The organism is Peribacillus sp. B2I2 (assembly GCF_041261685.1).
GTDB lineage: Bacteria > Bacillota > Bacilli > Bacillales > DSM-1321 > Peribacillus.
The window spans coordinates 116,502-138,300 of sequence record NZ_JBGCCB010000001.1; the positions used below are offsets into that span (position 1 = coordinate 116,502).

27 protein-coding genes and 1 rRNA gene are annotated in these 21,799 nt (G+C 40.7%); 25 read left to right on the forward strand and 3 right to left on the reverse strand.

Going from position 1 to position 21,799, the window contains the following annotated elements:
* Window positions 1-10: 10 nt before the first annotated feature.
* The 17 genes from rpmD to rpsI all read left to right on the forward strand — a co-directional run bounded on the left by rpmD (window position 11) and on the right by rpsI (window position 10,694).
* Entirely contained in the window at window positions 11-193 is a 183-nt protein-coding gene (rpmD, locus tag ABIE66_RS00660) for a 50S ribosomal protein L30 (RefSeq protein WP_289318649.1), read from the forward strand.
* A 32-nt stretch (window positions 194-225) separates the two neighbouring features.
* Window positions 226-666 (forward strand): 50S ribosomal protein L15, encoded by a 441-nt coding sequence (rplO, locus tag ABIE66_RS00665; protein WP_034304982.1) that lies wholly within the window; start codon window positions 226-228, stop codon window positions 664-666.
* Window positions 666-1,961 carry a preprotein translocase subunit SecY gene (gene secY / locus ABIE66_RS00670; RefSeq protein ID WP_289318650.1) on the forward strand — a complete coding sequence of 432 codons (1,296 nt, stop codon included), beginning with the start codon at window positions 666-668 and terminating at the stop codon, window positions 1,959-1,961. Before rplO ends, secY begins: the two co-directional genes overlap by 1 nt.
* A 58-nt stretch (window positions 1,962-2,019) precedes the next feature.
* On the forward strand, window positions 2,020-2,673 hold the full coding sequence (locus ABIE66_RS00675; RefSeq protein ID WP_289318651.1) for an adenylate kinase: 654 nt from the start codon (window positions 2,020-2,022) through the stop codon (window positions 2,671-2,673).
* A gap of 267 nt (window positions 2,674-2,940) precedes the next feature.
* Entirely contained in the window at window positions 2,941-3,063 is a 123-nt protein-coding gene (locus ABIE66_RS00680; RefSeq protein ID WP_289318652.1) for a M24 family metallopeptidase, read from the forward strand.
* Between the two features lie 174 nt (window positions 3,064-3,237).
* Window positions 3,238-3,456, forward strand: a complete 219-nt coding sequence (infA, locus tag ABIE66_RS00685; RefSeq protein WP_028390440.1) for a translation initiation factor IF-1 — start codon at window positions 3,238-3,240, stop codon at window positions 3,454-3,456.
* 40 nt (window positions 3,457-3,496) lie between these two features.
* Entirely contained in the window at window positions 3,497-3,610 is a 114-nt protein-coding gene (gene rpmJ / locus ABIE66_RS00690) for a 50S ribosomal protein L36 (protein ID WP_003156543.1), read from the forward strand.
* Window positions 3,611-3,632: 22 nt separating this feature from the next.
* Window positions 3,633-3,998, forward strand: a complete 366-nt coding sequence (rpsM, locus tag ABIE66_RS00695) for a 30S ribosomal protein S13 (protein ID WP_057915228.1) — start codon at window positions 3,633-3,635, stop codon at window positions 3,996-3,998.
* A gap of 22 nt (window positions 3,999-4,020) precedes the next feature.
* On the forward strand, window positions 4,021-4,410 hold the full coding sequence (gene rpsK / locus ABIE66_RS00700) for a 30S ribosomal protein S11 (RefSeq protein WP_028390438.1): 390 nt from the start codon (window positions 4,021-4,023) through the stop codon (window positions 4,408-4,410).
* Window positions 4,411-4,587: 177 nt separating this feature from the next.
* On the forward strand, window positions 4,588-5,532 hold the full coding sequence (locus tag ABIE66_RS00705; protein WP_053349049.1) for a DNA-directed RNA polymerase subunit alpha: 945 nt from the start codon (window positions 4,588-4,590) through the stop codon (window positions 5,530-5,532).
* Window positions 5,533-5,614: 82 nt separating this feature from the next.
* Window positions 5,615-5,977 (forward strand): 50S ribosomal protein L17, encoded by a 363-nt coding sequence (gene rplQ / locus ABIE66_RS00710; protein ID WP_034304973.1) that lies wholly within the window; start codon window positions 5,615-5,617, stop codon window positions 5,975-5,977.
* Between the two features lie 365 nt (window positions 5,978-6,342).
* Window positions 6,343-7,182 carry an energy-coupling factor ABC transporter ATP-binding protein gene (locus tag ABIE66_RS00715; protein WP_289323335.1) on the forward strand — a complete coding sequence of 280 codons (840 nt, stop codon included), beginning with the start codon at window positions 6,343-6,345 and terminating at the stop codon, window positions 7,180-7,182.
* Entirely contained in the window at window positions 7,158-8,024 is an 867-nt protein-coding gene (locus ABIE66_RS00720; RefSeq protein WP_289318654.1) for an energy-coupling factor ABC transporter ATP-binding protein, read from the forward strand. Before ABIE66_RS00715 ends, ABIE66_RS00720 begins: the two co-directional genes overlap by 25 nt.
* Window positions 8,024-8,824: an energy-coupling factor transporter transmembrane component T family protein gene (locus tag ABIE66_RS00725; RefSeq protein ID WP_289318655.1), complete on the forward strand. Its 801-nt coding sequence runs from the start codon at window positions 8,024-8,026 to the stop codon at window positions 8,822-8,824. The genes ABIE66_RS00720 and ABIE66_RS00725 overlap by 1 nt, the downstream gene beginning before the upstream one ends.
* A gap of 11 nt (window positions 8,825-8,835) precedes the next feature.
* Window positions 8,836-9,576, forward strand: coding sequence for a tRNA pseudouridine(38-40) synthase TruA (truA, locus tag ABIE66_RS00730; RefSeq protein ID WP_370013575.1), 741 nt, complete (start codon window positions 8,836-8,838; stop codon window positions 9,574-9,576).
* 267 nt (window positions 9,577-9,843) lie between these two features.
* Window positions 9,844-10,281, forward strand: a complete 438-nt coding sequence (rplM, locus tag ABIE66_RS00735) for a 50S ribosomal protein L13 (RefSeq protein WP_034304960.1) — start codon at window positions 9,844-9,846, stop codon at window positions 10,279-10,281.
* A 20-nt stretch (window positions 10,282-10,301) separates the two neighbouring features.
* The gene (rpsI, locus tag ABIE66_RS00740) at window positions 10,302-10,694 is read left to right on the forward strand and encodes a 30S ribosomal protein S9 (protein WP_034304957.1); all 393 of its coding nucleotides are present in this window, start codon (window positions 10,302-10,304) and stop codon (window positions 10,692-10,694) included.
* Window positions 10,695-10,879: 185 nt separating this feature from the next.
* Here rpsI and ABIE66_RS00745 read toward each other — a convergent pair whose 3' ends face one another.
* Window positions 10,880-12,328: a DHA2 family efflux MFS transporter permease subunit gene (locus ABIE66_RS00745; protein WP_370013577.1), complete on the reverse strand. Its 1,449-nt coding sequence runs from the start codon at window positions 12,326-12,328 to the stop codon at window positions 10,880-10,882.
* Window positions 12,329-12,503: 175 nt separating this feature from the next.
* Between ABIE66_RS00745 and ABIE66_RS00750 the strand changes: the two genes are divergently transcribed.
* The 5 genes from ABIE66_RS00750 (at window position 12,504) to ABIE66_RS00770 (ending at window position 17,213) form a co-directional block, all read left to right on the forward strand.
* The gene (locus ABIE66_RS00750) at window positions 12,504-13,052 is read left to right on the forward strand and encodes a TetR/AcrR family transcriptional regulator (RefSeq protein WP_370013578.1); all 549 of its coding nucleotides are present in this window, start codon (window positions 12,504-12,506) and stop codon (window positions 13,050-13,052) included.
* Window positions 13,053-13,416: 364 nt separating this feature from the next.
* Window positions 13,417-13,944, forward strand: coding sequence for an ECF transporter S component (locus tag ABIE66_RS00755; RefSeq protein ID WP_370013579.1), 528 nt, complete (start codon window positions 13,417-13,419; stop codon window positions 13,942-13,944).
* A gap of 843 nt (window positions 13,945-14,787) precedes the next feature.
* Complete coding sequence (locus ABIE66_RS00760; RefSeq protein WP_370013580.1) at window positions 14,788-15,213, forward strand: DUF2521 family protein; 426 nt, start codon at window positions 14,788-14,790, stop codon at window positions 15,211-15,213.
* An 83-nt stretch (window positions 15,214-15,296) separates the two neighbouring features.
* A complete protein-coding gene (gene cwlD / locus ABIE66_RS00765) occupies window positions 15,297-16,013 on the forward strand; it encodes an N-acetylmuramoyl-L-alanine amidase CwlD (protein ID WP_289323347.1) in 717 nt (238 codons plus the stop codon).
* A gap of 141 nt (window positions 16,014-16,154) precedes the next feature.
* Window positions 16,155-17,213 (forward strand): P-loop NTPase, encoded by a 1,059-nt coding sequence (locus ABIE66_RS00770; protein ID WP_370016960.1) that lies wholly within the window; start codon window positions 16,155-16,157, stop codon window positions 17,211-17,213.
* Between the two features lie 38 nt (window positions 17,214-17,251).
* On the opposite strand, the gene gerD is transcribed toward ABIE66_RS00770, so the two are convergent.
* Entirely contained in the window at window positions 17,252-17,827 is a 576-nt protein-coding gene (gene gerD / locus ABIE66_RS00775; RefSeq protein ID WP_370013581.1) for a spore germination lipoprotein GerD, read from the reverse strand.
* A gap of 138 nt (window positions 17,828-17,965) precedes the next feature.
* Between gerD and ABIE66_RS00780 the strand changes: the two genes are divergently transcribed.
* Window positions 17,966-18,652: a KinB-signaling pathway activation protein gene (locus tag ABIE66_RS00780; RefSeq protein ID WP_370013582.1), complete on the forward strand. Its 687-nt coding sequence runs from the start codon at window positions 17,966-17,968 to the stop codon at window positions 18,650-18,652.
* Window positions 18,653-18,744: 92 nt separating this feature from the next.
* Here the strand turns inward: ABIE66_RS00780 and pdaB are convergent, their stop codons facing one another.
* Entirely contained in the window at window positions 18,745-19,497 is a 753-nt protein-coding gene (gene pdaB / locus ABIE66_RS00785) for a polysaccharide deacetylase family sporulation protein PdaB (protein WP_370013583.1), read from the reverse strand.
* A 133-nt stretch (window positions 19,498-19,630) separates the two neighbouring features.
* Here pdaB and ABIE66_RS00790 point away from each other — a divergent pair, with 133 nt between their 5' ends.
* Together ABIE66_RS00790 and ABIE66_RS00795 are read left to right on the forward strand one after the other, a co-directional pair.
* Window positions 19,631-19,867, forward strand: coding sequence for a hypothetical protein (locus tag ABIE66_RS00790; RefSeq protein WP_289318667.1), 237 nt, complete (start codon window positions 19,631-19,633; stop codon window positions 19,865-19,867).
* A 279-nt stretch (window positions 19,868-20,146) separates the two neighbouring features.
* Window positions 20,147-21,697 (forward strand): 16S ribosomal RNA (locus tag ABIE66_RS00795).
* The last annotated feature ends 102 nt before the right edge of the window (window positions 21,698-21,799 follow it).

Sequence of the window (21,799 nt, forward strand, 5' to 3'; positions counted from 1 at the left end):
AAATCGAATTATGGCTAATAAATTAGAAATTACCCTCACTCGCAGCTTGATTGGTCGTCCAGAAGATCAACGTGTTACAGTTAACACTTTGGGTTTACGCAAAATGCATCAAACGGTTACTCATGAAGATAACCCTGCGATTCGCGGTATGATTACCAAAGTTGCTCATCTTGTTACTGTAAAAGAACAATAAAATAATTTTTAACTTAACAAGGAGGTGCCAACATGAAACTTCATGAGTTAAAAGCTGCAGAAGGTTCTCGTAAAGAACGTAAACGTAAAGGTCGCGGTATTGGATCTGGTAACGGTAAAACAGCAGGTAAAGGACATAAAGGACAAAACGCTCGCTCCGGCGGCGGTGTGCGTCTTGGATTTGAAGGGGGACAAACTCCTCTATTCAGACGTCTACCTAAACGTGGATTTACCAACATCAACCGTAAAGACTATGCTATCGTGAATCTCGATACGTTAAATCTTTTCGAAGACGGTACTGAAGTAACACCAGCTCTTTTACTTGAGACTGGAGTTGTAAGTAAAGAAAAAGCAGGAATCAAAATTCTTGCCAAAGGAAGCATTGAGAAAAAGCTTACTGTTAAAGCTCACAAATTCTCGTCTACTGCTAAAGAAGCTATCGAAGCTGCTGGCGGTAATACAGAGGTGATCTAATGTTTCGCACGATCTCCAATTTTATGCGCGTGGGTGAAATAAGGAATAAGATTATTTTTACCCTTCTAATGTTAATCGTCTATCGCATCGGTACATTTATACCTGTACCGCATGTGAATGCCGATTTTCTCGCTGAACAGGACCAGCTGAGCGTCATCGGTCTTTTAAATACCTTTGGCGGCGGAGCACTACAAAACTTTTCCATATTAGCGATGGGTATCATGCCATACATCACGGCATCTATCATCGTTCAACTATTACAGATGGATGTTGTTCCTAAGTTCACTGAATGGTCTAAACAAGGAGAAGCAGGGCGCCGTAAATTAGCTCAATTCACTCGTTACTTCACTATTATCCTAGGATTCATCCAAGCTTTGGGTATGTCTTATGGGTTCAATAATATGTCAGGTGGCCAGTTGATTGAAAATCCTGGAATTGCAACATACTTGCTTATTGCGACTGTCTTAACGGCAGGAACAGCTTTTCTTTTGTGGTTAGGGGAGCTGATCACTGCTAAGGGTGTGGGTAATGGGATTTCCATCATAATCTTTGCTGGTATCGTAGCTAGTTTGCCAACTACGGCAAATCAGATCTACGCCCAACAATTTGAAAATGCCGGGGATCAATTATTCTTACGAATCATAACGATTATCCTCATTGTTTTAGCAGTATTAGCAATCGTGGTTGCTGTCATCTTCATTCAGCAGGCATTACGAAAAATTCCTATTCAGTATGCGAAACGTGCTGCGGTAGGTCGTACACAAATGGGTGGCCAGTCTACACATTTACCATTGAAAGTAAATGCTGCGGGGGTTATTCCGGTAATCTTTGCAATGGCATTTATCATTACTCCCACTACAATCGCTTCTTTCTTCGGAAAGAACAGCGTCACTAGTTGGATATCAACAAATCTTGATTACACCAAGCCAATTGGTATGATCATTTATGTTGCTCTTATCATTGCTTTTGCGTATTTTTATGCATTCATTCAGGTTAACCCTGAACAAATGGCAGAGAATTTGAAAAAGCAAGGTGGCTATGTGCCGGGGATTCGTCCAGGTAAGAGTACACAAGAATATTTAACACGTGTTTTATACCGATTAACGTTTGTAGGCTCTATATTCTTAGCCATCATTGCCGTTTTACCGGTATTTTTCATTAAGCTTGCTGATCTACCTCAATCTGCACAGATTGGTGGCACTAGTTTGCTAATCGTAGTGGGGGTTGCCCTTGATACGATGAAGCAACTGGAATCACAACTTGTGAAGAGACACTATAAAGGCTTTATAAAGTAATGAGTTTTGGGAACGGTTTGTTCCCTTTACCCATTATAGAGTTTGAGGGGGAAGAAAATTGAATCTAGTGTTAATGGGTCTGCCGGGTGCTGGTAAGGGCACTCAAGCTGAACAAATCGTAGAAAAATATAATATCCCTCATATTTCTACTGGAGATATGTTCCGAACAGCTATCAAAGATGGAACAGAATTAGGTCTAAAGGCAAAATCATTCATGGACAAAGGCGAATTGGTACCTGATGAAGTTACCATTGGCATTGTACGTGAACGTTTAAGCAAGGAAGACTGCCTAAAGGGTTTTTTGCTTGATGGATTTCCACGTACTGTGGCACAGGCAGAGGCACTTGAAAGCATTCTTACTGATTTAGATCGAAAAATAAATTTTGTCATTAATATCGATGTGGATAAAAGCATCTTAATGGAAAGATTGACAGGACGTCGTATTTGCAAATCATGTGGTGCGACATATCATCTTGTATTCAATCCTCCTGCTAAAGATGATGTTTGCGACCGCTGTGGCGGAGAATTATATCAACGTGCTGACGATAATGAAGAAACGGTTCAAAATCGCTTAGATGTGAATTTGAAACAAACCAAGCCACTTCTTGATTTCTACGGAGACAAAGGATACTTGGTCAACATTAATGGACAGCAAGATATTAATAAGGTATTTGAAAATATCGATGTGTTATTAGGTGCTTTACAAAATTAATCATTCGTATTGATTAATGAAATTCATACCATTTTTATATCTTACTAGTTAAACTTGGTGCATTCCTTTAATACAAAGGGTATAATGGATTTCGCGAGAGCATTCGCACATTTATTAATCAGGTTCTTGTACTTGGTATTCCCTGAATTGGGCGATTACTTTTTAAGTGATCTTCATGGACATATCCGGTCGGCAAAATTGATGAAGAAATGCAGTGACTCTATTGGGATTCCTAAAGAGTCGTGATATAGAGGGTTGAAAGAAGCTATGTCAGGCGTGCGCCTTTCAAACATCTCCCATGCTATTCAAACCTATGTCGAGACTAATTGCTTCTCTATTCGAGAGTATGTCGGTCACGGAATCGGTCAAGACTTACATGAGGACCCATAAAATCCTCATTTCGGTCCAACTGATAAAGGTCCTCAGTTAAAGCCTGGTTCTACAAAATGGTGAATACTTGATGCAGAATTGTAAGACTTATGAGGATAATTGGACTGTAGTAATGTTGACGGAAAGATGTGTACCTTTAATAGGTTCACGCATAGAGAAGGGAGAATCACTTTAATGGCGAAAGATGATGTAATTGAAGTAGAAGGCACAGTACAAGAGACTTTGCCAAATGCAATGTTTAAGGTAGAATTAGAAAATGGTCATACTGTTTTAGCTCATGTATCCGGTAAAATTCGTATGCACTTTATTCGCATTTTGCCTGGAGATAAAGTTACGGTTGAGCTTTCCCCGTATGATCTAACTCGCGGCAGAATCACATACCGGTTCAAATAATCCGGTTACGCTCCGATCTGTATAAGGAGGTTAGATAGCAATGAAAGTCAGACCATCAGTCAAACCAATCTGCGAAAAGTGTAAAGTTATCCGCAGAAAAGGTAAAGTTATGGTTATTTGCGAAAACCCTAAACATAAACAAAAACAAGGCTAAATAGAAGGAGGTGCACTCAAGCATGGCACGTATTGCTGGAGTAGATATTCCCCGTGACAAACGTATTGTTATCTCATTAACATATATATATGGTATTGGAAAACAAACAGCGATGAAAGTTCTTGCAGAAGCAGGCGTTTCTGAAGAAACTCGCGTTCGTGACTTAACGGAAGACGAATTGAATAAAATTCGTGATATCATTGACAAGCTTAAAGTAGAAGGCGACCTTCGTCGTGAAATCTCCCTAAACATCAAACGTTTAATGGAAATCGGTTCTTACCGTGGTTTACGTCACCGTCGTGGTCTTCCTGTCCGCGGTCAAAATACAAAAAACAATGCTCGTACGCGTAAAGGACCTCGTCGTACTGTAGCTAACAAGAAAAAATAATTAGTAAAGGAGGTTACTTTTCATGGCACGTAAAACTAATACACGTAAACGTCGTGTGAAAAAGAATATAGAAACTGGTATTGCACATATTCGTTCAACTTTCAATAACACTATCGTTACGATCACTGACTCTCATGGTAATGCTATTTCTTGGTCAAGTGCTGGAGCTCTAGGATTCCGTGGATCTCGTAAATCCACTCCATTTGCTGCACAAATGGCTGCTGAAACAGCTGCTAAAACATCAATTGAACATGGTATGAAAACTCTTGAAGTTACAGTTAAAGGACCTGGTGCTGGACGTGAAGCTGCTATTCGTGCACTTCAAGCTGCTGGCCTAGAAGTAACTGCAATTAAAGATGTAACTCCAGTTCCACATAACGGATGCCGTCCACCAAAACGTCGCCGTGTTTAATTTTTCTGTATAGATTTTGTATTCCTGTCAATAATGGGATATAATACTGAGTTTGCGTTCTTACAGAGGATTAATTTTCAGTTGTTGCGCACAGCGGGAACGTATACATGGGGAATTTCGGTTTAAGTGACTTAGTTTACTTACCGGGGTTTTGACGTTTTGAAGGAGGGTTTATTGATGATCGAAATAGAAAAACCAAAAATCGAAACGGTTGAAATCAACGACGATACCAAATTCGGTAAATTCGTCGTAGAGCCACTAGAGCGTGGGTATGGTACTACATTGGGTAACTCCTTACGTCGTATCCTTTTATCCTCACTCCCAGGTGCTGCTGTCACAGCTATACAAATTGATGGAGTGCTACATGAGTTCTCAACAATTGAAGGCGTCGTGGAAGATGTAACATCTATCATTCTTAATGTGAAAAAACTAGCTCTTAAGATTTACTCTGATGAAGAGAAGACGCTGGAAATTGACGTTCAAGGTGACGGAGTCATCACGGCTGCTGATATCACTCATGATAGTGATGTAGAAATTCTTAATCCGGATTTATATATTGCTACAATTGGTAAAAACGGTCATATGCGTATGCGTTTATCTGCACGTCGCGGCCGCGGCTACACTCCTGCTGTTCAAAACAAGAGAGAAGATCAGCCAATTGGTGTAATTCCAATCGATGCTCTTTACACTCCAGTTTCACGCGTATCTTTCCAAGTTGAAAATACACGTGTTGGACAGTTGTCTAACTTTGACAAGTTAACGTTCGATGTTTGGACTGATGGCAGTACGGGTCCGCAAGAAGCGGTAGCACTTGGAGCTAAGATTTTAACAGAGCATTTAAATATCTTTGTTGGGTTAACCGATGAAGCTCAAAATGCTGAAATCATGGTTGAAAAAGAAGAAGATCAAAAAGAAAAAGTTCTTGAGATGACGATCGAAGAATTAGACCTTTCTGTTCGTTCTTACAACTGCTTGAAACGTGCTGGAATCAATACCGTTCAAGAGCTAGCTCATAAAACGGAAGAAGATATGATGAAAGTACGTAATCTAGGCCGTAAATCACTTGAAGAAGTGAAAGCGAAACTAGAAGAATTAGGCTTAGGTCTTCGTAAAGACGACTGATAACATGGCGGAATCAATCCATTATGTTGTGAGCCTTGTTTAGACACACAATATAGAACTTCAACAAAGGAGGGAATCTCTAATGGGTTACAGAAAGTTAGGACGCACTAGCGCACAACGTAAAGCATTACTTCGTGATTTAGCTACGGATCTTATTATCCATGAGCGCATTGAAACTACTGAAGCACGTGCAAAGGAATTACGTTCTGTAGTAGATAAAATGATCACTCTTGGTAAACGTGGTGACTTGCATGCACGCCGTCAAGCTGCATCATTCATCCGTAACGAAATCGCTGACGCTGAGAATGGCACAGATGCCCTTCAAAAACTATTCAGTGACGTGGCTCCACGTTATGAAGAACGTCAAGGTGGATACACTCGTATCATGAAAGTTGGTCCACGCCGCGGTGACGGTGCACCAGTCGTGGTTATTGAATTAGTTTAATAACAACGATGAAAAAGGGCGGGACAAATGAATAAACTCACTTGTTCTATGCCCTTTTTCTTTTTTTAAAATAGAAATTCTGTTATTTAGAAATTCGCATTGAGTGTTACGATGGCTGGCGGAACCTGTTTATACAGGGAGCCTTCACGTCTAGCTCAAGCATCCCTTCCCGCTTTTGATAAGCGATTATAAGATAACCTGTTTTTCGTAACAGGCCCGCTGTAAGCTGCTCTTAATTTACCGAAAATTCTTTCGGTGGAAGGGGTGCAGCGTTTTTTTATATTTTCAGAAGAAATACCACTATGTTTATGTTGATTGAGCAGAGTTTAGATTAGACGAGTGCAGTCGAGGATGAGGAGGGCCACATGGGGAAGAAGCTGGTTTCTTTAAAAAATATTATTTTTAAATATGAGGGTCAGTCTCGAAACGCCTTGGATGATGTTTCATTTGATATTCATCAGGGGGAGTGGCTTGCGATTGTCGGGCATAATGGTTCTGGCAAGTCGACATTAGCGAAGTTACTGAATGGACTTCAGTTCGCTAACTCAGGTACCATTACGATTAATGATCAACTATTGACGGAAGAAACCGTTTGGGATGCGCGCCAAAAAATTGGCATGGTTTTTCAAAACCCAGATAATCAATTTGTAGGCACTACAGTTCAGGATGATGTGGCTTTTGGTTTAGAAAACGCCGGTGTTTCTCAGCAGGTTATGGTGGAGCGTGTTCATGGTGCGTTAAATAAGGTTAAAATGAATGCCTTTCTTAATCAAGAGCCGCACCATCTATCCGGCGGTCAAAAGCAAAGAGTGGCCATAGCAGGTGTAATAGCCTTGCAGCCAGACATAATCATCTTAGATGAAGCAACCTCCATGCTTGACCCAAGAGGCCGTGAAGAAGTGCTTGAAACAGTTAGGGAGTTAAAACAGGAAAACGAGATTACCGTCATATCAATCACCCATGATCTTGAGGAAGCTGCGAAAGCTGATCGAATGATAGTCATGAACCAAGGTCGGTTATATCGTGAAGGACCGCCTCAGGATATTTTTGAATTAGAGGAAGAATTAATTGCTCTTGGTCTGGATATTCCCTTTTCAGTGAAACTTACCAAAGAGTTACAAAAAAATGGTGTTCGTGTGGTTGATGGGCATTTGACAGAGGAAGAGTTGGTGAAGGATTTATGCGAATTACACTCGATGATGTAGAATACCGCTATCAGGTGAATACTCCTTTTGAACATCTCGCCCTTCATGATGTCAATATTTCTATGGAGCCGGGAACCTATACCGCAATCATCGGGCATACAGGGTCCGGGAAATCGACGCTACTGCAGCATTTGAATGCTCTTTTAAAACCGACGAAGGGTCGGGTCTTCATTGGAGACCGGACGATCGAGGCTGGAAGAAAAGAAAAGGCATTGCGGCCAATTAGACAAAAGGTCGGAATTGTTTTTCAGTTTCCGGAACATCAGCTATTTGATGAAACGGTTGAAAAGGATATATGTTTCGGACCTATGAATTTTGGGGTTTCTGAAACCGATGCTAAGAAACTGGCCAGGAAAGCCATCGCTCAAGTTGGATTGAGTGAGGAAATTCTTGAAAAATCTCCATTCGATCTATCCGGCGGACAAATGCGACGGGTGGCCATTGCCGGGGTACTTGCGATGGAGCCGGAAGTATTGGTACTGGATGAGCCTACAGCGGGACTGGATCCACGGGGACGCAAAGAAATAATGAACATGTTTTATGATTTGCATAAAGTAAGGGGCATTTCTACAATTCTGGTGACACATAGTATGGAGGATGCAGCAAAGTACGCGGATGACATAATTATCATGCATCAGGGTACGGTGTTCAAAAAAGGAACTCCGCAGGAAATCTTCTCCGAGCCAGAACAATTACTTGAGCTTGGCCTGGATGTACCTGATACGGTGCGTTTTCAGCTCAAGCTCCAGAAGGAACTTGGGGTTAGATTTGATCAACCGTGTCTTAATATCGGTGATTTAGCGATAGAAATAGATAAAGCCATGAAACGGGGGAACCGCTGATGCTGGATAAAATGATCATCGGGCGCTATGTACCTGCTGACTCCCTGATACACAGGATGGATCCAAGGGCTAAATTGCTCCTTGTGTTTCTGTTTGTTTGTGTCATCTTTTTGGCGAATAATGTCGTTTCTTATGGTTTACTCGCGGTATTCACCATCCTTTTGATTAGCCTTTCGAAGATACCCCTTCGCTATCTTTATAATGGGTTAAAACCTATCTTTTTCTTAATCGTGTTTACTTTCCTTCTCCATATATTGTTTACGAAAGAAGGGGAATTGCTTTTTGAATACGGTTGGTTCGAGATCTATGAAGGCGGTTTGATTCAAGGTTTGTTCATATCCGTAAGATTTACTTTACTAATCCTTGTTACGTCACTATTAACATTGACGACAACTCCGATATCCATTACAGATGGAATGGAAGAGCTGTTGGGTCCCTTGAAAAAGTGGAAAATGCCTGTACACGAACTAGCATTGATGATGTCCATTGCCCTTCGGTTCATTCCAACGCTAATGGAGGAAACGGAAAAAATCATGAAGGCTCAAACGGCAAGGGGAGTTGACTTTTCATCTGGTCCAGTAAAGGACAGGGTTAAATCGATTGTACCGCTGCTTGTTCCTTTATTTGTGAGTTCATTCAAACGGGCAGAAGAATTGGCAACTGCCATGGAATCAAGAGGATATCGTGGTGGGGAAGGCCGCACGAAATACCGCCAATTGGACTGGAAGACGAGTGATAGCCTTTTAATGGTCTCAATAGGTCTTCTTACGGTCATGTTATTTTTATTACGTTCATATTAAGGAAGAGTACTATGCCAAAATATAAATGTGTGATCGCGTATGACGGCACGGATTTCGCTGGGTATCAGGTGCAGCCTGAGAAACGAACCATACAAAGTGAATTCGAGGCAGTCTTAGCACAAATGCACAAAGGCTCAATTATAAAGGTGACTGCTTCAGGCAGGACAGATTCAGGGGTCCATGCAAAGGGGCAGGTCATTCACTTTGAATCGCCCCTTACATTTCCTACTGAAAATTGGGTAAAGGCGTTCAGCGCCCTTCTTCCGACCGATATTGTCGTTTTGGAAGTCGATATCGTGCCTGACGATTTTCACGCGAGGTTCCATACGACTGGTAAAGAGTACCGTTATATCGTAGCCCGATCCAATCTACGGGATCCGTTCCAACGTAATTATGCCTACCATTATCCCTACCCATTAGATAGGAAGGCGATGAGGGAAGCCATTTCCTATTTGATAGGGACACATGACTTTACAAGTTTTTGTTCGGCAAAAACGGAAGTGGTCGATAAAGTTCGAACTATTCAAGAAATCGATTTTGAAGAGAGCGATGGTGTCATGGTTTTTCGCTTCGTTGGGGAAGGTTTTTTGTATAATATGGTACGTATCTTGGTTGGGACACTCCTGGAAGTCGGCAGCGGCAAGATGGCACCCCGGGATATGATCGGGATATTGGATAAAAAAGACCGCAGTTTTGCAGGGAAAACAGCACCAGCCCAAGGCTTGTATTTATGGAAAGTATTTTACAAATAAAAATATTTCTGTTGTGATACCAGTTTTTTTACAACTGATAAACGGGAAGAAATCAGTAATGGAGCGGTTTGGCGCTATACTGACCTTTTCATGGAGTTGCAGAGAGTATTCTATAGACAACTTATCCTAGTGTAACATTCCCTTGACAATGAATCTGGGAGAAGTTAATATAATATGGTATGTATTTTAATCCCACGATAAGCCCCGGAAGTTTATTGTGATTGAAAATAAATATAAAAAATTAAAAAGTTTTTTAGGAGGTTAACCATGCGTACGACATTTATGGCGAAAGCTAATGAAGTAGAACGTAAATGGTATGTGATTGACGCTGAAGGCAAAACTTTGGGTCGCCTTTCTACTGAAGTAGCATCCATCTTACGTGGTAAACATAAACCAACTTTTACACCTAACATTGACACTGGTGATCATGTAATTCTAATCAATGTTGAAAAAATCCACTTGACTGGTAAAAAATTGACTGACAAAATTTATTACCGTCACACTATGCATCCAGGCGGTCTTAAAACTAGAACTGCTCTTGAAATGCGTACAAACTACCCTGAGAGAATGCTTGAACTTGCTATCAAAGGTATGCTTCCAAAGAATTCTCTTGGTCGTCAAATCTACAAAAAATTACACGTATACGCTGGAGCTGAGCACCCTCACGCTGCTCAACAACCAGAAGTATACGAATTACGCGGATAATTACTAAGGAGGTTACTATCTTGGCACAAGTTCAATATTATGGTACTGGTCGCCGTAAGAGCTCAGTAGCTCGTGTACGTTTAGTACCAGGCGAAGGTCGCATCGTTATTAACGGTCGTGACATTAATGAATATATTCCTTTCGCAGCATTACGTGAAGTTGTTAACCAACCACTAGTTGCAACGGAAACTACTGGAAATTACGACGTTCTAGTAAACGTTAGCGGTGGTGGATACACTGGTCAAGCTGGAGCAATCCGTCACGGTATCGCTCGTGCATTGCTTCAAGTTGATCCAGAATACCGTCCATCTCTTAAAACTGCTGGTTTACTAACTCGTGACCCACGTATGAAAGAACGTAAAAAGTACGGTCTTAAAGGCGCACGTCGTGCACCTCAGTTCTCAAAACGTTAATTCCATTATCGTTTCGAAAAGCTCTCAACCATTTGGTTGGGGGTCTTTTTTTGTCCGGAAAAAGATTTTGATCACATCATGCTCCATGAACCTTATTATGTGGGACTGAGATATATTAAAAATAATAAAGCATATCTGGGATATCCCAGATATGCTTTATTTTAAAGACTCCATTATTAATAATTTTAGTTATGGGATTCACTTTCACTTTTTTTGATTGTGGCTTTTTTAGGCATAAAACATGTAAAAATTAACGCCACAATAGATAAGATTAACATAAAAACATAGGCATCACTTGAGCCAAAGATAGAAGCTAATGCCTCTAGTCGTATAGCTGTAATGTTTTCATTTTGCATTGATAGCTCAGAGGCATGTAAAGTTGCTTGCATTGTATACACTGTGATGACAACTGCTGTGCCAATAGCACCTGACAATTGGCGAATGGTATTATTTACAGCTGAACCATGGGAACCCAATTCTCGTGGTAAAGCATTTAACCCTGCTGTATTTAAAGGCATGGTAATAAAACTTAATCCAATTCGTAAAATAATGGTACGAACCATTAAATACATATAGGTTGTTGATTCGTTTATATCAATGACTCCCCACATCGAAACAATGATAAATAGTAAACCTGTAATAAAGAGTGGTTTAGCACCGTATTTATCATACATTTTACCAGTGATAGGGGATAAGAAGGCATTAATCAAAGCTCCAGGTAATAACAGCAAACCTGCTTCAAATGCTGTAAAACCTCGTCCATTCTGCAAGTAAATTGGTAAAAGAATTAAATCAGCATACATAATCATCGTAATTAGTACATTGATGAATGATGTCAGAGTGAAAATTCTATTGTTAAATACGGATAAATTTAATAATGGATCGCTGGATTTCATTTGACGTAAACAGAATAGAGTCGTCACGATTATTCCGACGATAATTGTAGTAATGACAACGAGATTATCCCAACCCTTGCTTCCTGCGCTACTGAATCCAAATAAAATGCAGCCAAAACCAATCGTTGATAAAATGACACTTGTGATATCTAATTTTGCTTTTGTTGTCTCTGCAACATTCATTAAATATTTGAACGCTAGAACAATGACAATTAATATAAATGGGATTAACCCAATAAATAGCCATCTCCATGAAACATACTCAATGATAAAACCAGATAATGTAGGAGCAATGGCTGGAGCAAAAATCATCGCAAAGCCAATTGTCCCCATAATACTTCCACGCTTTTCGCTAGGATATAAATATAAAATAACTGTCATCATTAGAGGCATAATAATCCCGGCACCAATTGCTTGAATCATTCTTCCCGTTAACAGCATGCCAAAATTCATCGCACATGCACAAATTACCGATCCGATGAGCAAAAAAAACATCGAGCTAATAAATAGCTGCCTTGTTGTAAACCGTTTCATTAAAAAAGCCGTAATTGGTACTAAAACACCGTTTACTAGCATAAAGCCTGTTGATAACCATTGTACAGTTGCAGCCGTTACTTGAAATACATCCATTAAACCACTCAATGCAACATTTAATAAAGTCTGATTTAATGTTGATAAAAAACAGCCAGCAATCAATACAATTAATAAAACTTTTTTATTTCCTTCTGTTATGTCCATTTCTGTCGACAACCCCTTTATTTTTGACTTGCATTCTCAACATTGTGTCGATAAAATCGATGGTAACAAAAATATATGTTCCTTACCATGAACAGTTTTCATGAAAATGTTCACTAATCGACATAGAAATATATGCTGTTGAGAAAGTAAAAAAAAAGCTATAAAGGAGTTAAAAATGTCTATACCTAAAAAAGAAGATCCTCGTACAATTCGTTCAAGAGAAATGTTTAAACATGCTGTCATTGCTCTCTTATGCGAGGATCCCGCAATTTCAAATTTAACGGTTCAGAAAATCGCAGCCAATGCAGGATTAAATCGAACAACATTTTACTTACATTATCAGGATATTCAAGATTTACTAACGCAAATCACCGATGAGATTTTAAATGAGCTTTCTGATAAAATTGTTGCTTTAATACATGCAAAAGATTTATCAGAAAAACAACAGCTAACACAATTGCTTGATTACTTATATATCCATCGAAATTATTTACTTATTTTATTTAATACGAATCAGTTTGAGGACCAATTGTTTTCATTATTAAAGCAATTAGTAGAAATAAGGAGGAAGAATTCCAAGAAGGATTTACCAGCTGATTATGTTGCCATTGATATTAAAACAGCCTCATTGGTAGGCATTATAATATGGTGGTTAAGACAGGGGCTTCATTTTAGTTCAGATTATATTGCCAATCAAATTTATTTAATGTACAGAGTGCACTAATTCTACTTTCGTTTGAATCAAACTTGAATTTCATTAATGTCGCGGTTTTGTTCTGATGTTTTAGATTCACAGTTTTTAATAGTCGTCCTTCATGGTTCAGTGTTTTTTTTAGGCCCTGTAAAAGATTAGACCACATCATGAATTCTGAATGCCTTTCTGCGTCATTTTTCAATTCATCCTAGTCTTTCCAGCATCAAATACAAATGAAACGCCGCAGTAAAGGCGTTTCAGAGTTGGAGACAGTTGTGTGCCATTCGTTGGAAGATGAGTTTATTTATGTAATACAGGTTTATTTGTAAAATCCATATTTATTAAGTTTCTGATTAGGAGTATGATAAAACTAAAAAAAGAAAGAGGACTTCATATGAATTCAACATTCTCAGCGACAGAAACAACTAAAACAAAGGCCTTAGTCATCAATGCCCTTTTCATCGCATTAACCATTGTAGCGACATTCATCAACATCAAGCTCCCGATAATGGGTAACGGAGGCCTAATCCATCTGGGTAACGTTCCTCTTTTTATAGCAGCCTTGGTTTACGGCAAAAAAACAGGGGCCATAGCAGGAGCATTCGGAATGGCCCTATTTGATCTTTTATCTGGTTGGGCAGCATGGGCACCGTTTACATTCATCATAGTAGGTGCAATGGGCTTTTTAGTCGGACTCATATCCGAAAAGGTACCCGGCAAAAGAGAATATGTATACACATTGGCCATTGCCGTTGCGTTGATCATAAAAATCGTGGGCTATTATTTTGCTGAAGTTATCCTTTACGGTAACTGGATACAGCCATTCGGCTCCGTCCCTGGTAACGTAATGCAGGTCATAATAGCCGGTATAATTGTAGTGCCGCTTGTAGGTCGCTTAATGAAAAGAGCCGGACAGATATAGGGATTGATGTTACGACCAAAAAAAAGTATCCGTTTGATGACAAACTGCGCCGGGAATTCCGGACAAATAAAAATAAGATACCTGCTAATAAAGCAGCTATTAAATGACTTCGCTATTATAAAAAGTTATATTATGGACATCCATTTATCAGGGATGTCCTTTTTATTTAATCTTAAAGCCAAGATTAGAATTTTTTCACGCTTATATATTTGATCATTTTTATCTATACCCTTTCTCCACGACATCCGTCTGTTTTGTTAAAGATGATTCATTTGTCATCCTAATCGACTCTTTACTAAGGGGGAAAGAAGAGGAAACAAAACATGGATAAGCTTGATGCTCATGAGATAGAAGAACAGGACTTGAATAACTAGTATTAATCAATGTCCAGAGAGACATGCCCGGTGAGCACCCAAGACGGCAAAGACAGCCTCGGGTAGCGTCCTGAGTTGCAAGTTATCGGGGGGGAAAGTTTCTTGGGTCCATATGATCTAAGTGTAAAACGAGAAAACCTCCGGAAAATTCAATCGTATGCCTTGTTACCCAGGAGGTGCGTTTGCAGGTCCGCGCGAATCGCATCATATTTCAAAGGAAATACTGGCTCCTTCTCAACGGCTTACATCTCTGTTCTATAATCCGTGCAGGCAGACTTTTATCATCCGAAATGTGCAATCTTCCTTTTAACAGTGTTCTTATAAAACTAGATCATCGTCCTGCACTTGCTGAACTTATCCTCATTATTTTTTGCCAATAGAATAAATGAATGGTTCAAAATAGAACGCAAAAACTAAATTATGTCTTGGGAAATAATTTGGGAAATGGGGAAAGCCCCGGAGGTGAAATATGGCTGTGATATTAGGTTTACAGGAGATGCAAAGGGAAAGGCAACTGAAGTTCGAACGTAGATTGCTCAGGGATCTTTCTATCGAGGATATGAAGGGAAGAATCCAGCGTTACTTTGGACAGGATTTGATGGATGTCTTGGAAGAAGGCTACTTTGATGTAGCTATCGAGGCTTATTTATTAGGGGCGAACTATAGTAAGTTTGGCTATTACGGTGAGTCAGAAGACGATGTAAGGTCCAGGTCCTGGAAGGAAGAAAAGTTTTTGACCGATACTCTTTTTAACTTTATTTTGTATTGGCGGGAAGTTACAGCAAATAACGCTTTCGATGAAGGTTTGTTTTATTGCTGTGAGGGGTTTGTGGGAGAGTGGTGGCTGGACGGCTTTAAGACTGGTGAAAAACGATATAAAATGAAACTGCATTAAGAAGGCAAAAATCTCGTTCCTTGTTCTAATTCCATGGTTTGTCCCATACTTTTTAATAGAGGGATCATGGAAGGGGAACGGTCATGCGCAGAAAGCTGAAATATACAGGAATCGCTATGGGATTGTTTGTCCTTTTTTTAATTGTGACTTTTAAATTTGTTGAAGATGATTCTTGGGACTCTTGGAACCTTCCGTTGGCAGGTAAGGTAATCATATTGGATGCCGGTCATGGAGGGATGGACGGAGGGGCAAATGTACAAGAGGTAATGGAAAAGGAAATTGCCCTTTCCGTATCATTGAAGGTAAGGGACTATTTACAGGAACAGGGTGCCCTTGTCATCATGACCCGTGAGAAGGATGAGGATTTGGCACAGGGTAATACAAAGGGGATTCGCCAGCGCAAACAGGAAGATTTACGGAATCGGGTTGAAATGATCAATGATTCGGAAGCGGACTTATTTTTAAGCATTCATTTGAACTCTTTTCCATCAGCGTCATCGAAAGGTGCCCAAACCTTTTATACAAACAGGTTTGAGGAAAATGAACAGGTAGCAAAATTCATTCAGACTGAAATCATTAGAAACCTGGAAAATACAAAGCGTGATGCAAAAACGATCAATAATGTGTATTTGATGAATTATGCTAAAAAACCGGGAGCGCTTGTGGAAATTGGCTTTCTTTCCAATACTGAGGAAAGGGAACGCCTTATCAGTGATGGGTATCAAGAAAAGGTTGCCAGTTCGATTTATATGGGCATTTTACGTTACTTTACAGAGGAAAAACTATCGGATAAAGAGTGACGTCTGGGTCTTGTAAAGTACAAGGCCTTTTTACTATGGGAAATAATCGGTTTCGAATACAGGACAGATAATAAGCTTTATTTCGGTAATATGTTATACTGAAAAATGGGAAAAAAAAACGAATTCAAAGGGGTGCTCGACTTGTTAACAGAAGAGAAAGTACTGAATTTATTGAAGGATCTTAAAGACCCTTTTTTACATAAAAACCTTGAAGAGACAAATGGAATTATAGAAATAAAAATAAAGCCTGAAAAGAATCATGTAAGCGTTAAACTTGCGATTGCGAAAACTGGGACTGCCGAGCAAATGCAAATGCAATCGGAAGTGGTGGACTTGCTGAAAACGAACGGAGCGGAATCTGTAGGCATCCGTTTCACGGAACTTACTGAAGATGAGTTGGCTAAGCACCGTGAAAGCATTCCGCAGGGTGAAGCGGACCAAGGTTTGCTTGGACCTAACAACAAGACACAATTCATCGCGATTGCCAGTGGTAAAGGCGGAGTGGGAAAATCTACGATTTCAGTGAATTTCGCTACTTCACTTGCCCGTTTGGGTAAAAAGGTCGGACTGGTTGATGCAGATATTTATGGATTCAGTGTACCTGATATGATGGGGATAACAAAAAGACCAGTTGTTCGTGGGGAAAAGATCATTCCTGTAGAACGGTTTGGCGTTCAAGTTATTTCAATGGGCTTTTTTGTAGAAGATAACGCGCCTATCATCTGGAGAGGACCGATGCTGGGTAAGATGCTTAACAGTTTCTTTAATGAAGTGGAATGGGGAGAATTGGACTATTTAGTCCTTGACTTACCACCAGGTACAGGCGATGTTGCGTTGGACGTACATACGATGCTCCCTTCATGTAAAGAAATCATTGTTACGACACCGCATCCGACTGCAGCCTTCGTTGCTGCAAGAGCTGGTGCAATGGCCATCAAGACAGAACATGAAGTCATTGGTGTCATTGAGAATATGTCATTCTTCGAAAGTAAAACGACCGGTGAAAAGGAATATGTATTCGGAAAAGGCGGCGGCGTGAAGCTGGCAGAAGAACTTCGTACAGAAGTTTTAGGTCAACTGCCCCTGCAACAGCCGGATTGGAACGAAGAGGACTTTGCTCCCTCCATTTACGCAGCGGACCATAGGCTTGGAAGGATTTACGAGGATATTGCTAAAAAGGTCATTGAAAAGCTACAATAAAATGAAGGCTGATTCCAATTGGAATCAGCCTTATTTCATTACTTTTCCTTTTTATCCTTGTTTTCCTTCTCTACCGCTTTAGTAGCTGCTTTATCCAATCTCTCTTGCATTTTTGCTTGAACGAGAGGACTCTCCATGGTTTCTATGATCAGCTCTTTATAGACGGAGCGCATTTCCTTGGTTTTTAATAATTTATTCATTTCTTTTTCCATGTCCGGTTCTTTCATTACTTCCATGATCATTCCACGATACTGAGGATCAGCAGTTAAGTCCTTCAATACCTTTTTATGTTCATCTTCTAAAGCTTTGGCGTAAGCGGAGGCAAATTCAGGATCATTAAATGTCTTTTTCCAAAATTCCTTCCCTTTATCTGAAGTGACCATATCTTCAATGGATTTCTTAATGACATCCGAGTCCATAATAAGTTCAGCTTTCGTTTTATCATCGGAAATGATATCCTGGATGGCTTTTTTTCCATCATCTGTTTTCAGGATATCGACGACCATTTTCTTTGTCTCTTCATACTCCATTTTATCTGCGCCTGCTCCATTTTGAGCACAACCGGAACAAACGAGTAAGAATGACGTGAAAAGCAAAGCAACTCCCACTCTCATACGCAGGGCCCCTTTCATCCTTCTTATTGTTAATATGGTTCCAATCGGCGATATTATTCCTTGGTGGAATAAGTGGATTTTTCCAAATTTGGTTGGTACAATTAAGGAAATGAAATAGAAATTTTATGGAGGAAAACAATGAACAGCCGTAATTTAGTTAAATTGTTTTTAACAACATTGCTTATCGGTGGTGTAACGGGCGGAGTTGTAGGGTTCTTGGCTCGGTGGAGTGAGTTTAAGCCTTATTTTTCTTCTTTTGAAGTCAGTGCCATCCTATCAACGTTTATTTGGTTATTCGGTGTTGGATTAATTTTCAGTGTCATAAGCCAAGCCGGCTTTTTTGCCTATTTAACGATACATCGTTTCGGTCTGGGAATATTTAAAAGCGCTTCCTTATGGAATGCCGTTCAAATTGTACTCATTCTTTTTGTTGTATTTGATTTGGTGTATCTGCGATATCTTAATTTTGGTTCAGGTGAGGGGATTAGTTCATACATCGTCCTGGCGTTGGTTGTATTGGCTGCAGGACTTATTACAGCTTATTTCAAAATGAAACAAACGAATAAACAATCGTTTATACCGGCTTTGTTTTTCATGGTCGTAGTCACGGTTTTGGAGTGGATACCTGTCCTAAGTTCCGATGATGAAAGCTGGCTTTACTTCATGCTGTTTCCGTTACTGGTCTGCAATGCATATCAATTATTGGTCCTAAGCAAATTGATCGAACGTTCACAAAAGGAATTGGCCAGTAAAAGAGCACGGGTGCAAACTCCAGCAAAGGGGAAGAAAATGAAAGCTGGCGAATTAGGTAAAGGCAGCAGCTAACCTATATGTAAGTCGTGGGCCATACATAAGGAAGCCAACATAAAAACTGCGTACTAAAGTTCATGGAGAACATTAGTACGCAGTTTTTTCAGTCAGCGGATTTCCTCACTGCTGGCTGATGAATTGGAGATCATTTCTGAAACATTAACGAAATTTAAATTTTTTGCTCGAAGTTCACTTATTAATTCAGGCAAAGCCTTATTTGTTTGTTTTGCTGAGTCTGAAGCATGTAATAAGATGATATCACCCTTTTGGGCCTTGGTGATGTTCTGAACGATTCGATCCACACCTGGATTGGTCCAATCCTTTGAATCGATACTCCAATGAACAACTGTATATCCGAAATTTTCGCTGATCTTTAAGAGTCGTTTATCAAAGTGACCGGTGGGCGCTCGTAAAAGTTCTATATTCTTTACATTCAGTTTTTTGAATGCTTCCTGAGCTTTAGAAATATCCCGGATGATTTCTTGATCTTCCATTTCGGAATAATCCTTATAATCGTAACCAAGCATACCGATTTCATATCCTTCTTTCCCAATTTCCTCTACTATGTCCGGGTGACGCTCAGCCCAAGAGCCAGAAAGGAAAAAAGTGGCAGACTCAATCTTTTCCCTTTTCAATGTCTCTATTATTGGAGCGGCTTTCTCATCACCCCAGCCAATATTGAACGTGATCGCGACATTCTTTTCCCCTTTATAAACCGCTTTTGGCCCATCTTCTGTAGAAAAAACAGGGGCATGAAGAATGTTTTGTACAAAAAGGAACCAAGCGGTAAAAAGTGCCGTAAGTAAAATTAACGAATAAAATTTGATGTTCTTTGCATGAAGCACCATGAAAAATTTCATTAATCCATCCCCTTGTCCAAAAGACTCTTGTCTTCAAATTTATGCGCAAGGATTATTGTTATGCAAAAAAAATCAGTTGGAAATTCATAAAATTGAAGGGAATGGGGAAAGATGTCTGGTGGAGGTGTGAATCATGCTCGGTTTATTGATTAATGATAAGGAGAAGATGGAATTGGAGTATCTGTTAAAAAGAGAGATGGATGAAATACTATTCGATTTACAGGATGACAGAATTGATCACTTAGTCAAAAGGGCAATAAACGAGAAATATAACATCCTTTTCAGACTGTTTAAAAGGGTGAGCACCGAGGAGGAATGCCTTATATATATGAGGGTGAAAACGAACTTATCCAAGGGGAATCAGTCATGATATTTAAAAGTGAAATATATTCAAAAAATCTATTGACTATTGATTTATACGCTGGTATATTATAAAAGTTGCTGCAACGTAGTAATAGCTTTTAAAAAAAGCGAAAAAAACTTTTTTAAAAAGTTATTGACGAAGTGGTAATAAGATGTTAAGATATTAAAGTCGCTAAGAGAGATGGCGAAAAAATTGCTCTTTGAAAACTGAACAAAACAAAGCGCCAACGTTAAATTTTAAGTGAGCACACACTATCAAAAAAGCAAAATGAGCAAGTCAAACATTTCTTCGGAGAGTTTGATCCTGGCTCAGGACGAACGCTGGCGGCGTGCCTAATACATGCAAGTCGAGCGAATCGATGGGAGCTTGCTCCCTGAGATTAGCGGCGGACGGGTGAGTAACACGTGGGCAACCTGCCTATAAGACTGGGATAACTTCGGGAAACCGGAGCTAATACCGGATACGTTCTTTTCTCGCATGAGAGAAGATGGAAAGACGGTTTCGGCTGTCACTTATAGATGGGCCCGCGGCGCATTAGCTAGTTGGTGAGGTAATGGCTCACCAAGGCGACGATGCGTAGCCGACCTGAGAGGGTGATCGGCCACACTGGGACTGAGACACGGCCCAGACTCCTACGGGAGGCAGCAGTAGGGAATCTTCCGCAATGGACGAAAGTCTGACGGAGCAACGCCGCGTGAACGAAGAAGGCCTTCGGGTCGTAAAGTTCTGTTGTTAGGGAAGAACAAGTACCAGAGTAACTGCTGGTACCTTGACGGTACCTAACCAGAAAGCCACGGCTAACTACGTGCCAGCAGCCGCGGTAATACGTAGGTGGCAAGCGTTGTCCGGAATTATTGGGCGTAAAGCGCGCGCAGGTGGTTCTTTAAGTCTGATGTGAAAGCCCACGGCTCAACCGTGGAGGGTCATTGGAAACTGGGGAACTTGAGTGCAGAAGAGGAAAGTGGAATTCCAAGTGTAGCGGTGAAATGCGTAGAGATTTGGAGGAACACCAGTGGCGAAGGCGACTTTCTGGTCTGTAACTGACACTGAGGCGCGAAAGCGTGGGGAGCAAACAGGATTAGATACCCTGGTAGTCCACGCCGTAAACGATGAGTGCTAAGTGTTAGAGGGTTTCCGCCCTTTAGTGCTGCAGCTAACGCATTAAGCACTCCGCCTGGGGAGTACGGCCGCAAGGCTGAAACTCAAAGGAATTGACGGGGGCCCGCACAAGCGGTGGAGCATGTGGTTTAATTCGAAGCAACGCGAAGAACCTTACCAGGTCTTGACATCCTCTGACAACCCTAGAGATAGGGCTTTCCCCTTCGGGGGACAGAGTGACAGGTGGTGCATGGTTGTCGTCAGCTCGTGTCGTGAGATGTTGGGTTAAGTCCCGCAACGAGCGCAACCCTTGATCTTAGTTGCCAGCATTCAGTTGGGCACTCTAAGGTGACTGCCGGTGACAAACCGGAGGAAGGTGGGGATGACGTCAAATCATCATGCCCCTTATGACCTGGGCTACACACGTGCTACAATGGATGGTACAAAGGGCTGCAAACCTGCGAAGGTAAGCGAATCCCATAAAGCCATTCTCAGTTCGGATTGTAGGCTGCAACTCGCCTACATGAAGCCGGAATCGCTAGTAATCGCGGATCAGCATGCCGTGGTGAATACGTTCCCGGGCCTTGTACACACCGCCCGTCACACCACGAGAGTTTGTAACACCCGAAGTCGGTGAGGTAACCTTTATGGAGCCAGCCGCCTAAGGTGGGACAGATGATTGGGGTGAAGTCGTAACAAGGTAGCCGTATCGGAAGGTGCGGCTGGATCACCTCCTTTCTAAGGATAATTACGAGAGCGCTTTTGTTTTGTTCAGTTTTGAATGAGTAATTCATTCAGATAGGAAAGAAAAGCATCACGATGTGATGGATTCTTTCTGCT